The organism is Halalkalibacter flavus (assembly GCF_036663575.1).
In the GTDB taxonomy this organism is placed as follows: Bacteria; Bacillota; Bacilli; order Bacillales; family Bacillaceae_D; genus Halalkalibacter; species Halalkalibacter flavus.
Genome location: NZ_JAWRVK010000002.1, coordinates 14,692 through 28,016, shown reverse-complemented (window position 1 = coordinate 28,016; position 13,325 = coordinate 14,692). Strand labels below are relative to the sequence as shown.

Below are 13,325 nucleotides of genomic sequence, written 5' to 3'. Positions count from 1 at the left end.
AGATGATCATTCCTAACCATAAGTCTTTTTTTGATGGAAAATACAAAGATGATTTCTCCTTTATTATTTATTCATATCGTATACGTATTTGAAAAAGAATGGTTTCAATTGTACAAATACGAATGCTGTCCTAACGTCATCAATGATGAATGAGCGTTCCTAAGAAAATTAGAAACGCTCACCTGCATGTAACACTATTTATGTACTATATCTTCCTTTAACGAAGCTACTCTTTCCAAAGCTTCTGTTATATCACCTTCCGCTACACCAAAATGAGCAAGAGCATCATGTAGATGTTTAGCAATCGTATCAAAATGAGAAGGTTGAATGTTCAATCCTCCGTGCGCTTTTTCCATTGACTTGCCTTTATATGTTGGTGGACCACCTAAAGCATAACTAATAAATTTCGTTTGATGAAGCAGTTGTTTTTCCATATCAGTATTTTTGAAAAAGTGATGTACGCTCTCATCTTTTAAAACCAACTCGTTATAAAAATAATCTACAACTTTTGCAATCGCTTCTTCTCCACCAAGTCTTTCATAAAGATTTTGTTCCATATGTTTCCACTCCGTTCTTCACTGTAAAGTACTGCCATTCTCATTATAACTAGAATTACTTCACGGGAGCAAACTAATCCTCTTGCGCTTACTTTATACTAAGGCATGATATCGCTAACTGAAATAATAAAGAGAGGTTTGTCATATGATTTACAACCTCTCGTTTTAGTCATTATTCCATTAACGAGGATCCTCATCCCAAGACAGGGTAACGACCCTCGTTGAGTCTCCTCTTTCAATTTCTTCCTGTGTTGCCTTTTCGCTTAATTCTTCATCATCGTCAATGCCAGTTGCTATAGTCGGTTCATCTTTCTGCAGTTTTTCTTTATCTTTCATCCAGTGTCCCTCCTTTACACTTATTCTCCCTTAGAATGTGTAAGAAGCAACCATATCCTTTATGAGAAGCTACTAATTTTCAATTGAATATCCGGACTGATGTATCGTGCGTGGTCTAGTGGATCTATACCATTGCAAGCATAGAATAAAGATAATAATGATATCTACAACATCTCCACCGTAATACATAATCATCCCCCCCGTTTCTGCTTGAGACGCTGCTACACCCTCTGGCGGGTTCGCATAAATATATTTTGACAAAATCCCATGACCAGCTAGGGCTATGATTAAAACGATCGAGCGATACACATAGCTAGTTCGATGTGGAGTTGGATCAATATAGATCATGGATATGGTAAAAACATACCCTGCTAAAAATACATGGGCATGAATCAGAATATGAAGTCCCATCTGTTCGTGCATAGCATGATATAGATTCGTTGTATAAAGAATCCATAACCCTCCAATATTCAATAGAGATGCAAAAATAGGGTCCGTAACAGTACGGACAGGTCTAGTTCTTAACAATGTCGTTAGCTTTCTTGCTGATGTTACATGTAGAGTCCGCAATAAAAGAGTCATTGGTGCTGCTAGAGCCATTAACAACGGGGCAATCATCCCGAGTAATAAGTGTCCAATCATATGTACTGTAAAATCAACATGTGCTTGCTTAGCTAATGGGCCCGCAATTGCCATGACTGCACAAACAATACCTATTACCCATAAAAAAGTCCGATACAGTGGCCATTGTTTGTATTTTTGATTCGAAACAAGAACCGCCATGATATAAATAATGAGAGCTACCAAAAATGGGATAGCAAGAATGAGCTGTGGAGCGACTCCCATCATATGTTCAACATGTGTATTATGGTGCATATGCTCATGCGTGTTCACTTGAAACAGTCCCCCCGTGTTGAATGTCACGGCTCGTCCTCCTAATGAGAATCCAACCTATAATGATTAACACAATAGCACCAATATTCCAGATTAGATCATAAACAATTACATTCTCCACATACCGAATTTGATGTAGACGCATAATCTTGTGTTGAACGATTCCATCATATAATTGGAATACTCCTGCCCCAAAGAAGACGCCGCCCCACCAACGTGTCATCCAAGCTGCGTTTCTCCTCCTCAAGTCAGCAACCAAAAACAAACCTCCGATTGTAGCAAACCAACTGAACGCGTGAAACAATCCGTCAGAAATTAAACCAATATCAGTCGTTGATCTGTCGTAAAAATGATGCCATCTTAGCAATTGATGAAATACCACCTCATCAAAAAAAGCAATCAGGCCTAGTCCAAATAATATCCCTGACCATAGATTACGCTTTGAGTATAGCTGTCTATTTGTTAAATTATTGGTTTCGTTGTTCATAGTAACTCCTTATATTAAATGTACACTTTGTTACCGAATATTAACAGTCTAGCCGGAATTGAATGTCTGTAATCAATTACAACGGCGTTATTTATCCAAAAGTACAAAAAAAGAAGTACATCATTTAACAGATGTACTTCTAAACTTCAAAAGAATCTCTCTTATACTAAATCACATGCCCTACAAGTAAAAAATAACTAATATGTTAGAATCCGCAAAGCCCATAAGCAATTAGTGTTTAAAGCTAGTTAACCAGATAAATCACGGTTCTTGTATCCAATAAATCCAATAATGATAAATACCACAGCAATGCTACTCAACACGAATAATATAACAATATTCATTTCTTCAACAGGTAGCTGTGGGATATGACCAAATGGTGAAAGCTTGCCTAACCATTCAGGAAATTGTAGTAATTCACCTAGATAAACGACTAGAAATGAGTAACCTAAATAAAGCCAGGATAAGCCTGTAAACTGCGGCTTATAACCGATTAACAGTACTGAAAATCCTATCATAATCCAAATAGCTGGCAAATAAACCATCGCTGCATTAAACATGACCATAAACGAAATGGGTTCCTCCATTACAGAAACGGATGCAGACCATAATCCAAGTACGGCTAAAAATACCATAGCAAAGCCAAAAGAGAAAGCTAATACAAAATAACTCCCCATCACTTTCGTTCGAGATACAGAGCGAGATATTAAATGTTCAGTAAGATCTTTTTTTTCCTCTCCTTTAAGCTTCATCATAAACATCAATGCAGGAATAGTACAAACCATCGTAATTACAGACATTAACATCGTTAAGAATTGTTCCGTTAACGATAAACCTTCTACCGGTGGTAATATTTGACTCATCATTTCGTTATTTAAAAAGAAAGATTCTAGGTCGCCAAAAACAGAACCATAAGAAAGACCTAACACATACATGCCAATCGCCCATGTGATGATCCCTGTTCGTTGAAGCCTAAACGCTAATCCAAGAGGACTTTGTAAAAACGGTGAAGCATACTTTCTCCCTGGTTTTGAAGGCAGAAACCCTGAATCCAAGTCCCGAATTGTATTCAAATAAAAAGCGAGTGCATTCACCACGATCGCAACACAAATTGTTAGAATAATCGGCCACCAAAAATTGTTTACATATACTTCTGTTCCTAAAATCCAACCAAGCGGTGAAAACCAAGAAAGCGTTGCGTTACTTACATCACCAACTGCTCGAATGAGATAAGCAATTCCTAATATAGTAAATGATAAGCCAATGGTTCCTCTTGAATTCTCTGAAAGCTGAGCAAATAAAGCTGTGACAGCTGTAAAAAAAATTCCGGTTACCCCCAATGCTGCTCCATATAAAAGTGAACCTTCTAGATTCATACTTTCAATTTGTAAACTATATAATCCGATCCCAATTACAATAGCTAATAGTACATTTAAACTACTTACTACCCCAACGGCTGCTGAAAGGTTTGATAAGCGGCCAACAGAGAGGGACCTGATTAATTCAATCCGTCCTTCTTCTTCATCTGCTCGTGTATGACGTGTTACGAGTAAAATGCTCATGATCGCTACAACGATTGCTGTAAAAAGCAACATTTGGTGTGCCATCATTGGACCTGCCGTGTAGTTATCTAATCCATAGCCAGGTCCAAGCATAGCTGTCATAGCTGGATTTTTCATTGTTTCGGCAATGGCCTGTCTCTCTTGATCTGTTTGGTATAAATTCGTAAAAGATGATGCTGTTACAATAGTAATTAAGGCAAGAGATGTAATCCATATTGGAAAACGAATTCGATCACGTCGAATGATAAAGCGAGCCATTTTTCCTGTTTGTTTAGTTAGCTGCTTCCACATTACGAATTACCTCCTGCTCCTAAACGAGAATTCTTTCCTGGACTTTCATAATGACGCATGAATAAATCTTCTAATGTAGGTGGTGAACTTTCTAGTTTTATCAGGCCATACTGAGTAACATATTTCATGACTTCGTCTAAATACTCAGAGTCCACTTGGAAAGAGAGTGTCTGTTCCTTTTCTTGAAAATTATGGACCCCCTTAACTTCGTACAGTCCAGTGATTGGAAGCTTTGTTTCAATAAGCAAGTTCGTTCTTGTTAAGTGACGCATTTCCTGTAATGTACCCGTTTCAATTATTTCACCTTGGCGAATAATTCCGACTCTATCGCATAAGCGCTCTACTTCCGATAAAATGTGACTTGATAGCAATACACTCTTTCCGGCCCTCTTTGCTTCCATTACACAATCTTGGAACACCTTTTCCATTAACGGATCAAGCCCAGATGTTGGTTCATCGAGGATATACAAATCTGCCTCTGATGCAAAAGCAGATATTAACGCAACCTTTTGGCGATTTCCTTTTGAATAAGTACGGCACTTCTTTGATGGATCTAGTTTGAATCTTTCAATAAATTCGTCTCTGCGATTTTTATGATGGCTGCCTCGTAATTTCATAAATAAATCAATGACTTCCCCACCTGTTAAATTTGGCCAAAGATTCACATCTCCAGGTACATATGCAAGGTGTTGATGAATCGCTACTGCATCTTTCCATGCATCTTTTCCAAAAATCTTTGTTTCCCCTTCAGATGCTTTCAAAATACCTAGCAAAACTCGAATAGTTGTTGACTTTCCAGCTCCGTTAGGACCGATAAAGCCAAACACTTCTCCAGGCTTCACTTCCAAATTCACACCTTGTAATGCTGTAAATTTGCCAAACTTCTTTGTTAAATTCGTTGTTTTTATAATGGTCATTTTTTGGGCCTCCTCATGGGAATTAAGATTCCCCTTTCTATTATATCTATAAAAAATATGAAATAAATTTACTTATACATTTCATAATATACATAATATATCTTTCTGACAAGATGTTATGAACTTTATCGTTTGTTTTATTTCATATTTTTTATTACAATCTTTATAGAGGTGAATGGAATGGATGGTTTTCAACGACGGAAAGAACAAAAGAAACGGAATATCCTTGAGGCTGCATTAACGTTGTTCATGGAATACGGCATTTCAAAAGTGTCCATTTCAGAAATAGCTAAGGAAGCCAATGTATCACAAGTGACCATATATAATTATTTTGAAAGCAAACATCAATTAATTCACGATGTATTTATTTATTACGTAGACAAAGCATCGAGTGATTTTGAAAAGATTGTCTATAGCGACACTCCTTTTCCTGATAAAATCAAAAGAATTATTTTTAATAAGAAAGAAGTAGCGAAACAGATAAATGAAGAATTCTATCAATATCTAATGAAAGAATATTCAACCGAAGGAAATTATATTGAGAAGATTTACGTTGAAAAAGCAGTTCCTTATTTTACAGTTTTGTTTAAAGAAGGAAAAGAACAAGGGTTTATCGATCCGAACTTATCAGAAGAAGCGATCCTATTTTATGTTCAAATGTTAAAAGATTATATTCAAAGTGAAGACGTTTATCAAAAGATCCTTCCATTAACTGAAGATATAACGAATATCTTTTTTTACGGAATAATAGGCAAACAAGAAAAATAAAAGAACTGTATTATAAGCACCAAAGAAATAATCACATATCAGATAAAAAAGGGATAAACATATTAATGTGGAAATAGTTAAAAATCGCAGGGTGAGGGGGAACGCTGGTGATCGTTCGTGAAAAAGTAAATAGCTTTGTTTTGGTAAAGCAGCATGACCATGCAGTTATTTCTGGTCAACTAGCTGAAAATTGGAATGAGGACATTTTTCAGGATGAAAATAAGAGAGAAGACGTTATATACAGTGTATATCAGCATGACCGTGGATGGATTGCCTTAGATCACACACCGTTTTGGAATGATTTGCATAAGAAGCCGTATTCGTTTATCGACTTTCCTCTTGTACCTAAACTAGTGCACTATAAACATGGGATTGATGAAGTGGAACAAGAAAATTCATACGCAGCTTTGCTTTGCAGTCTCCATTTTTGTGCTTTATTAAGTTCTAATGACAATGAATACCAGTGGTTTTTATCTCATGAAGAAGAAAGACAAGAAAATTTAAAAAATCAACTCGAAATCAACCCTGAATGCCACGAAAGTTTGCTAACTTCTCATTTTTACTTACTTCAATTTTGTGATCATTTGTCACTATATTTATGTATGAATAAACCTGGAAAACAGAAAAGTTACCAATTTAATAATTCAGACCTAATTCCATGTACAAATGGTAAGAAAATCACTGCATATTGGATAAATACTAAGCAACTTTCTATAGCCCCATTCCCTTTTAAAGGTGAGTTCGAAATTAAGATCAAATATAAAGAAATTATGAAAGAGGATATTATTAAAGTAGGTCTAGCAAAAGCTTATGAAGAGGCGGGTTATCAGGAATATACAGTAAGGATCATGAATAGTGAGAAATAACATATAAAATAATCCCCTGATTTATGTATGTTCAAGGGATTATTTTTTGTTTAAAATTTCAGTTGATGATCATTTGTTAAATGAATCTAGGCATGCTTTACATATACACGACTTATTCTTAAGTTCTTTAGGAACTAATTCAAAAATCTCATGTGGAAACCATTCTTTCGTACACCAACAAGAGTGATAGCCACAATGATTATCATTCTTACAGATCGGACACTTATTGGAGCAAGTAAATTCATCATTCACCACACACACACCGACCTTTCTAGCCCGTTTTTAAATACCTACTGTGATTTGATAAAGATCATATGTTTAACTTTGAAGATAATGTATAGAAAAAGAGACAGGAGTAAATTCCTGCCTCAACTTAAACATTTAATTATGGAAGTTTGTTCCATCTGTAGTAGCTTTGATAATCCCTGCACGAACTACAAAATCACCAAAGTGTTCGCCTTCCTCACGTTCTTTCGCATAACGAGGAAGAAGTACTTTTAATTCATTTAAAATTTCTTCTTCTCCAATGTTTTCACGATACATTTTACTTAAGCGACTGCCGTCAAACGCTGCCCCTAAATACATATTGTACTTACCAGGAGCTTTTCCAATGAAGCCGATTTCGCCCAGTGTTGGACGAGCACAGCTGTTTGGACAGCCTGTCATACGGATCGTAATCTCTTTATCATTTAAGCCGCTCTCATCGATAATCTCATCAATCTTATCGATTAATTCAGGCAAATAGCGCTCTGCTTCTGCCATCGCTAAGCCACATGTTGGAAGCGCAACACAGGCTAGCGAGCTACGACGAATAGCAGAATAATGCTTGCCGTCTGTTAATCCGTATTCTTCAATTAGTTCGTTAACCTTCTTCTTCTTTTGGCTTGATACATTGGCAATGACTAAGTTTTGGTTTGCTGTTAGGCGGAAATCACCTTTATGGATTTTGGCAATTTCGCGTAAACCTGTCATTAATTTATAATCGTCAAGATCTGTGATTCGCCCACCTTGAACGAACAACGTAAAGTGCCACGTGCCTTTTGACCCTTTCACCCAACCGTAACGGTCACCATTATGGTCAAAGTGATATGGCTTTGCTTCTTCAAGCTTCCATCCAAGGCGATTTTCTAATTCTTCTTTCACTGCATCCAGGCCAAGTCGATCAACCGTATATTTAAAACGAGCATTTTTCCGTTCAGAACGGTTACCATAGTCACGCTGGATCATAATGATTTTTTCAGCTACATCATATACTTGTTCAGGTTTACAGAAGCCGATGACTTTAGCTAGCTGTGGATACGTTTCCTTATCACCGTGTGACATTCCCATACCGCCACCAATGGTTACGTTAAAACCAACTAATTTGTTATCTTCTACAATAGCAATGTAACCAAGATCTTGTGAGAAAATATCAACATCATTAGATGGTGGAACCGCTACACCAATTTTAAATTTACGCGGTAAATAAAGTGGTCCATACATTGGTTCTACTTCATCTACATCTGGTGTGCCAGCAACTTTTTCTTCATCAAGCCAAAGTTCATGATACGCTCTTGTGCGAGGTAGTAAATCGTCACTCAACTGTTTGGACCATTTGAATACTTCCTCATGAACCTCAGATTGATCAGGGTTTGGATTACACATAACGTTTCGGTTGACGTCACCACAAGCGGCAATCGTATCTAGCATAGATGCATGGATTTCTTGTATCGTGTTCTTCATATTCCATTTTAAAATTCCGTGCATTTGAAATGCTTGACGTGTTGTTAGCTTTAATGTTCCATTGCCATATTTTTGAGCAAGCTCATCCATAACTAACCATTGCTCCGGTGTTGAAACCCCACCTGGAGTACGAACGCGTAACATAAATTGATATGCAGGTTCTAGCTTTTGTTTTTGTCTTTCATTTCGAAGATCGCGGTCATCTTGTAAATAGCTTCCGTGGAACTTCATTAATCGATTGTCATCATCTGAAATTCCCGCACTGATTCGATCTAACATCGTTTCTGCAAGAGTACCACGTAAATAATTGCTTTCCTCTTTGATGCGTTCGACATCACTTGGAGGACCGTCCGGCGCTTTTAATATTAATTTATTCACCATCTATCATAAACTCCTTCCAATACCTAAATCAGTATACATCACGCTGATAACGTTTTTGTTGCTGCATGTCAGAAAGATACTTTTCTGCATCCTCACGACTCATGCCGCCTTCTTTTTCAATAATATCAAGTAACGTGTTATGAACATCATGCGCCATTTTTTTCTCGTCACCACAAATGTAGAATGCAGCACCTTCTTGGAGCCATTCAAATAATTCCTTGCTGTTTTCTAACATACGATTCTGTACATACACTTTTTCATCTGTATCACGTGAGAAGGCAACATCCATTCTCGTTAATACTCCATCCTTTAACCAATTTTGCCATTCTGTTTGATATAAGAAATCCGTGACAAAATGCTGGTCACCAAAGAAGAGCCAAGACTTCCCTTCTGCACCTTGTTCTTCTCGTTCTTGTATAAATGAACGGAATGGGGCGATACCTGTTCCAGGTCCAACCATGATGATTGGGGTATCAGGATTTTCTGGTAACTTAAAGTTTTGGTTATGTTGAATGTAGACAGGAAGTGTATCACCAGGCTGAAGTCGATCTGCACACAAGATTGAACATACACCATTTCTTTCTCTTCCATGTGCCTCATATCGAACAGCACCAATCGTTAAATGCACTTCTTCTTCATTTGCTGATAAACTACTAGCAATTGAATAAAGACGAGATGGTAGCTTTCTTAAAATTGAAATAAAATCTTGAGCTGATCCATTCCATGGTCCAAAATCGGAAACCAAATCAAGCATATCGCGACCATCAATATATTCTTTCACTTTCTCATCATTTGCTAAAAGCTCTTTTAAGTCGTTATTCTTGAGAAATGCAGATGCTTTTTCAAGAAGAGCTTTCGTTAAAACTGTAATTTCGAAATTTGTAGTGAGAGCCTCTTTTACTGAGCGGCTTTCGCCTTGTTTATTAATCTGTACTTCTTCAGTAGGGTTTAGATTTAATTCGTTAATAAGTCTGTCTACAAGAGTTGGATCATTTTCAGGGTAAACACCAAGACTATCACCAGGTTCGAATGTTAATCCAGATCCTTCTAACGATAATTCAAGGTGACGTGTTTCTTTATTCGATCCTCGTCCATTCAAGTTAATATTTTCAAGGACTTCCGCTCGGAATGGATTAGTTCTTGAATAGACCGTATCTGTTTCCTGAGCTACAGCTGTTGTAGGTAAAACCGCTTCAGTCCCTCCAGCTTGTGCTTGACTTAAACCTGCGATTACACCTTCTAACCATTCAGCTGCAGGCTCGTCAAAATCAAGATCACAATCAACACGATCATTTAGGCGCGTACCACCAAGCTCCTCTAACTTTTGGTCGAATTCTTTCCCTGTTTGACAGAAAAATTCATAAGAACTGTCACCAAGTGATAACACTGAATAGCGAAGGTTCTCTAACTTCGGGGCCCTTCTACCGTGAAGGAATTCATGAAACGACAATGCATTATCTGGAGGATCCCCTTCTCCGTGAGTACTTACGACGATAAGCAAATTATGTAGTTTCTTTAAATTGTTTGGTTTGAAATCATTCATCGATGCGACAGTAACATCAAACCCACGTCCTTCAAGTGTTTTCCCTGCATTTTCTGCCAGTCCTTGAGCGTTTCCTGTTTGCGATCCATAAAGAATGGTTACTTCCTTAGAAATGGTTTGCTCTACAACGGGCGCTACTGATGGAGCTGCTGTTGGCGCAACCAACTGCTGTTCTGTCCCTGTAGTAGCAGCAATTGATTGACTGGCTGCAAGATACCCTGTCAACCATACTTTTTGAGATTCTGTTAATGTCGGCAGAAGACGGTTAAGGAGATCTGCCTGCTCCTGATTAAACGGACTATTCATTACCTGAAGTTGCAACAATACCCACCTCACAAATATATCTTAAAATTATAGATCATTTTAGTATGAATGACTCAATTCAACAAATTTCACTGTATAAAATGATTTATTTTATCGTATCTGTATAATTCCTATAAGTCAAATTGGATTTTGTTATCTCAATCATTAAAAAAACTTATCGTAGAAAAATGAATCATTTATTTTGAAATTAGTGTACCCTATTCTTGATCTGTTATTTTTTAGATATTTGCAAAAAAAAAATGAAAAAAATCAACCGAGGTCGGCTGATATATCATTGATCACAAACATAATCTACATATTGTCTGGCAAAATTATCAGCTGCTTTTTCATGAGGGATGTTTCGATACTTTTTTTTCTCTTTATACGTATTTCCGTCTATCATGTTATTGATAAATCGCTCATAATGATGCTCTCCTCGATCAAAGTAATCAAATAAGCGTTCTTTCTTATTTTTACCATTGCCTCCGATAAGAGCATGAATATAGTGTCCGACTTCGTGTAAGAGCACAAATGCAGCATATTCAAAACAGGTTGTACGATTTTTCTTCAAATCAATAACGTATTCCTTATTCTGAAAACACTCTGTTACTGACATAATGTTAATATAAATAACGGGTTCAAAGTATCCTACATCATTAATGGCTAATTCTCCAGGAAAATTAATTGGCTCATCGGTAATATAGCAGGTTAAATCAGTCACGGCTTCTTTGAAGATAGAAGAATTTAACCATCGAATGGTTTCACATACTCCTTCTAATCCATGATGTGCATGTTTTTTAGAGATCTTAAATTGACTCTGTAAGTAATTTTCGCTCTCATAGATGAAATTCAAACATTTTTTGACCTTCATATTTGCACCTCCCATGACATCGTTTTTATAAAACCTCTGTTAAGGGAAAGGAAATCTTATTTATACTTATGATAAGAAATAGGATGAATGAACAACTTTTCAAAAACACAAAAAAGGGGTGTCTCAAAAGGTCTATTTTTGACCTTTTGAGACACCCCCCCACGTCTGTTCCGGACTTTGGGCAGCCTTAAAAAATGATTCAACTTTTAGTTAGGTAATCAGTTTTTCAATTTCCTCTTTAGAGTAGTTTCCGTCTACTCCGGGTTTAAATAGTAAATAATCTATGATTTCTTCATTGCTTAATTCAACAAATTGTTTTAACCCTTCAATAATCATACTTAGGTATTCATTAGAAGGTTTGGAAAATGGAACGTCTAAATCCCAATCAGCTGTAAAAGTATAAATAGGTATCCCGTCTTCTTTTCCGAGAAATAGGATTGTCCCGTACCAAGAATCTCGAAGTGTTTCATATTTATTTGATTCTACTCTTTCTAGGTTAATGTCAAATTCAAAGCCGTTATTTTCTTGCTTTACCACATCCATAAATTGCTCTTCAGTAATTAAATACTTTCTACTATATGTTTTGTGTTGTGGGACTTTTGTTAATCCAATAAATCCAACCCCTTGATTTTGCCACCGCTTAGAATTCTTAGCAAAATATAAAGGGTAATTCATAATAAATGTTGCCTCATCTAGTGGAAGTGACTTGTCTCTACACCCCACTTCCACTTTTTCTGAGCCTTCAGGTTTGCCGCCTAAGATATAACATAAAAATCGTTCTCTACTTAAATTAGAACCATAACTAGCGTACCAAACATATTTCTTACCATTACTCACTTCCATCACTTCCTGTTATAAATCACTGTTTGCAATCCAGCACTCAGCGATAAAGTCTGTGAAAATTTGTTGCATTCTTACATCTTCAGTCGCCATTTCTTCCGGATGCCATTGAATCCCTAATAGAAAAGGATGTTTTCTTACTCCCTCTACTGCTTCAATGACACCATCTGGTGCCATAGCTACTTGTTTAAGATCGGTTGATAGTTGATCGATTGACTGATGATGCATACTGTTAACCCGAATGTTTTTAGCGTTGATCATTTTATATAACCTGCTACTTTCAGAAATTGAAACTTCGTGAGTCGGCTCTGACCGTTCAGCTTGTTGGTAGTGATTCAATGCAGTTAGATTAAATTTTTCGATATCTTGAATAACAGTCCCGCCTAATGCGACATTTAACATAGTGATACCTCTACAAATTCCTAAAATAGGTCTGTTATAGTTTAGAGCTTGTCTTACAATCGCTATTTCCAACTGGTCACGTCTTCCATATGTTTTTTGGATTTTAGGGTCAGGGACTGCACCGTACGAATGCGGATCAACATCTTCACCATTGCTTAATATAATGCCATCACATACAGATACCCACTCTTCTGCTAACTCATCCTTGGCTATTGGAATGACAATAGGCACCCCACCTCCGTTTATTACCGCACGAATAAACTTTTCATGTAAATTTATACTGCGAATTTGATTATGATTTACTACAGTACTGGTTATACCAATAATTGGTTTGGAGTTTCTCAATTGTAAATCTTCTCCCATTTTGTAATTATTTTGTGTTAGTTTAAGCGATCTAGGATGAAACCATTCGTAATCCTCGAATAGAATAAATAGACATTCGATTTTTATTAATTTGTAGCATCTAATTATTGATCATATCCGATTGTAAACGCATCCATCATGGTATCCTTCTTGTCGTAACAAATTTTGAAACAAGCCAAAGTTTATGAACCTATTAGGATTTATTTAATTTCATAGTTTCTT

General features: G+C 36.7%; 14 protein-coding genes. 2 read left to right on the top strand and 12 right to left on the bottom strand.

What is annotated here, in order from left to right:
• Nucleotides 1–194: 194 nt before the first annotated feature.
• The 6 genes from SAY88_RS01355 to SAY88_RS01330 form a co-directional block, all read right to left on the bottom strand.
• Nucleotides 195–557, bottom strand: coding sequence for a group I truncated hemoglobin (locus SAY88_RS01355; RefSeq protein ID WP_332628679.1), 363 nt, complete (start codon nucleotides 555–557; stop codon nucleotides 195–197).
• Between the two features lie 180 nt (nucleotides 558–737).
• Nucleotides 738–893, bottom strand: coding sequence for a hypothetical protein (locus SAY88_RS01350; protein ID WP_332628678.1), 156 nt, complete (start codon nucleotides 891–893; stop codon nucleotides 738–740).
• Between the two features lie 72 nt (nucleotides 894–965).
• Nucleotides 966–1,769: a cytochrome c oxidase assembly protein gene (locus SAY88_RS01345; protein WP_332629021.1), complete on the bottom strand. Its 804-nt coding sequence runs from the start codon at nucleotides 1,767–1,769 to the stop codon at nucleotides 966–968.
• A gap of 4 nt (nucleotides 1,770–1,773) precedes the next feature.
• A complete protein-coding gene (locus SAY88_RS01340) occupies nucleotides 1,774–2,274 on the bottom strand; it encodes a DUF2243 domain-containing protein (protein WP_332628677.1) in 501 nt (166 codons plus the stop codon).
• Between the two features lie 248 nt (nucleotides 2,275–2,522).
• Nucleotides 2,523–4,127 (bottom strand): ABC transporter permease, encoded by a 1,605-nt coding sequence (locus SAY88_RS01335; RefSeq protein WP_332628676.1) that lies wholly within the window; start codon nucleotides 4,125–4,127, stop codon nucleotides 2,523–2,525.
• Nucleotides 4,127–5,044 carry an ABC transporter ATP-binding protein gene (locus tag SAY88_RS01330; RefSeq protein WP_332628675.1) on the bottom strand — a complete coding sequence of 306 codons (918 nt, stop codon included), beginning with the start codon at nucleotides 5,042–5,044 and terminating at the stop codon, nucleotides 4,127–4,129. The genes SAY88_RS01335 and SAY88_RS01330 overlap by 1 nt, the downstream gene beginning before the upstream one ends.
• Nucleotides 5,045–5,224: 180 nt before the next feature.
• Here SAY88_RS01330 and SAY88_RS01325 point away from each other — a divergent pair, with 180 nt between their 5' ends.
• Nucleotides 5,225–5,812, top strand: a complete 588-nt coding sequence (locus SAY88_RS01325; RefSeq protein ID WP_332628674.1) for a TetR/AcrR family transcriptional regulator — start codon at nucleotides 5,225–5,227, stop codon at nucleotides 5,810–5,812.
• 107 nt (nucleotides 5,813–5,919) lie between these two features.
• On the top strand, nucleotides 5,920–6,678 hold the full coding sequence (locus tag SAY88_RS01320) for a DUF3891 family protein (RefSeq protein WP_332628673.1): 759 nt from the start codon (nucleotides 5,920–5,922) through the stop codon (nucleotides 6,676–6,678).
• A gap of 69 nt (nucleotides 6,679–6,747) precedes the next feature.
• On the opposite strand, the gene SAY88_RS01315 is transcribed toward SAY88_RS01320, so the two are convergent.
• The 6 genes from SAY88_RS01315 to SAY88_RS01290 all read right to left on the bottom strand — a co-directional run bounded on the left by SAY88_RS01315 (nucleotide 6,748) and on the right by SAY88_RS01290 (nucleotide 13,085).
• Nucleotides 6,748–6,930 (bottom strand): cysteine-rich CWC family protein, encoded by a 183-nt coding sequence (locus SAY88_RS01315; protein ID WP_332629019.1) that lies wholly within the window; start codon nucleotides 6,928–6,930, stop codon nucleotides 6,748–6,750.
• A 129-nt stretch (nucleotides 6,931–7,059) separates the two neighbouring features.
• A complete protein-coding gene (gene cysI, locus SAY88_RS01310) occupies nucleotides 7,060–8,781 on the bottom strand; it encodes an assimilatory sulfite reductase (NADPH) hemoprotein subunit (RefSeq protein WP_332628672.1) in 1,722 nt (573 codons plus the stop codon).
• 28 nt (nucleotides 8,782–8,809) lie between these two features.
• Nucleotides 8,810–10,645 carry an assimilatory sulfite reductase (NADPH) flavoprotein subunit gene (locus tag SAY88_RS01305; RefSeq protein ID WP_332628671.1) on the bottom strand — a complete coding sequence of 612 codons (1,836 nt, stop codon included), beginning with the start codon at nucleotides 10,643–10,645 and terminating at the stop codon, nucleotides 8,810–8,812.
• Nucleotides 10,646–10,919: 274 nt separating this feature from the next.
• Nucleotides 10,920–11,498 (bottom strand): hypothetical protein, encoded by a 579-nt coding sequence (locus SAY88_RS01300; RefSeq protein ID WP_332628670.1) that lies wholly within the window; start codon nucleotides 11,496–11,498, stop codon nucleotides 10,920–10,922.
• Between the two features lie 210 nt (nucleotides 11,499–11,708).
• A complete protein-coding gene (locus SAY88_RS01295; protein WP_431308826.1) occupies nucleotides 11,709–12,341 on the bottom strand; it encodes a hypothetical protein in 633 nt (210 codons plus the stop codon).
• Nucleotides 12,342–12,350: 9 nt separating this feature from the next.
• Nucleotides 12,351–13,085: a gamma-glutamyl-gamma-aminobutyrate hydrolase family protein gene (locus tag SAY88_RS01290; protein WP_332628668.1), complete on the bottom strand. Its 735-nt coding sequence runs from the start codon at nucleotides 13,083–13,085 to the stop codon at nucleotides 12,351–12,353.
• Nucleotides 13,086–13,325: the final 240 nt, after the last annotated feature.

What these genes read in the sequence shown, in the direction of transcription:
- SAY88_RS01355 (WP_332628679.1), bottom strand. Translation starts at nt 557, where the DNA reads ATGGAACAAAATCTTTATGAAAGACTTGGTGGAGAAGAAGCGATTGCA.
- SAY88_RS01350 (WP_332628678.1), bottom strand. Translation starts at nt 893, where the DNA reads ATGAAAGATAAAGAAAAACTGCAGAAAGATGAACCGACTATAGCAACT.
- SAY88_RS01345 (WP_332629021.1), bottom strand. Translation starts at nt 1,769, where the DNA reads ATGCACCATAATACACATGTTGAACATATGATGGGAGTCGCTCCACAG.
- SAY88_RS01340 (WP_332628677.1), bottom strand. Translation starts at nt 2,274, where the DNA reads ATGAACAACGAAACCAATAATTTAACAAATAGACAGCTATACTCAAAG.
- SAY88_RS01335 (WP_332628676.1), bottom strand. Translation starts at nt 4,127, where the DNA reads ATGTGGAAGCAGCTAACTAAACAAACAGGAAAAATGGCTCGCTTTATC.
- SAY88_RS01330 (WP_332628675.1), bottom strand. Translation starts at nt 5,044, where the DNA reads ATGACCATTATAAAAACAACGAATTTAACAAAGAAGTTTGGCAAATTT.
- SAY88_RS01325 (WP_332628674.1), top strand. Translation starts at nt 5,225, where the DNA reads ATGGATGGTTTTCAACGACGGAAAGAACAAAAGAAACGGAATATCCTT.
- cysI (WP_332628672.1), bottom strand. Translation starts at nt 8,781, where the DNA reads ATGGTGAATAAATTAATATTAAAAGCGCCGGACGGTCCTCCAAGTGAT.
- SAY88_RS01300 (WP_332628670.1), bottom strand. Translation starts at nt 11,498, where the DNA reads ATGAAGGTCAAAAAATGTTTGAATTTCATCTATGAGAGCGAAAATTAC.
- SAY88_RS01295 (WP_431308826.1), bottom strand. Translation starts at nt 12,341, where the DNA reads ATGGAAGTGAGTAATGGTAAGAAATATGTTTGGTACGCTAGTTATGGT.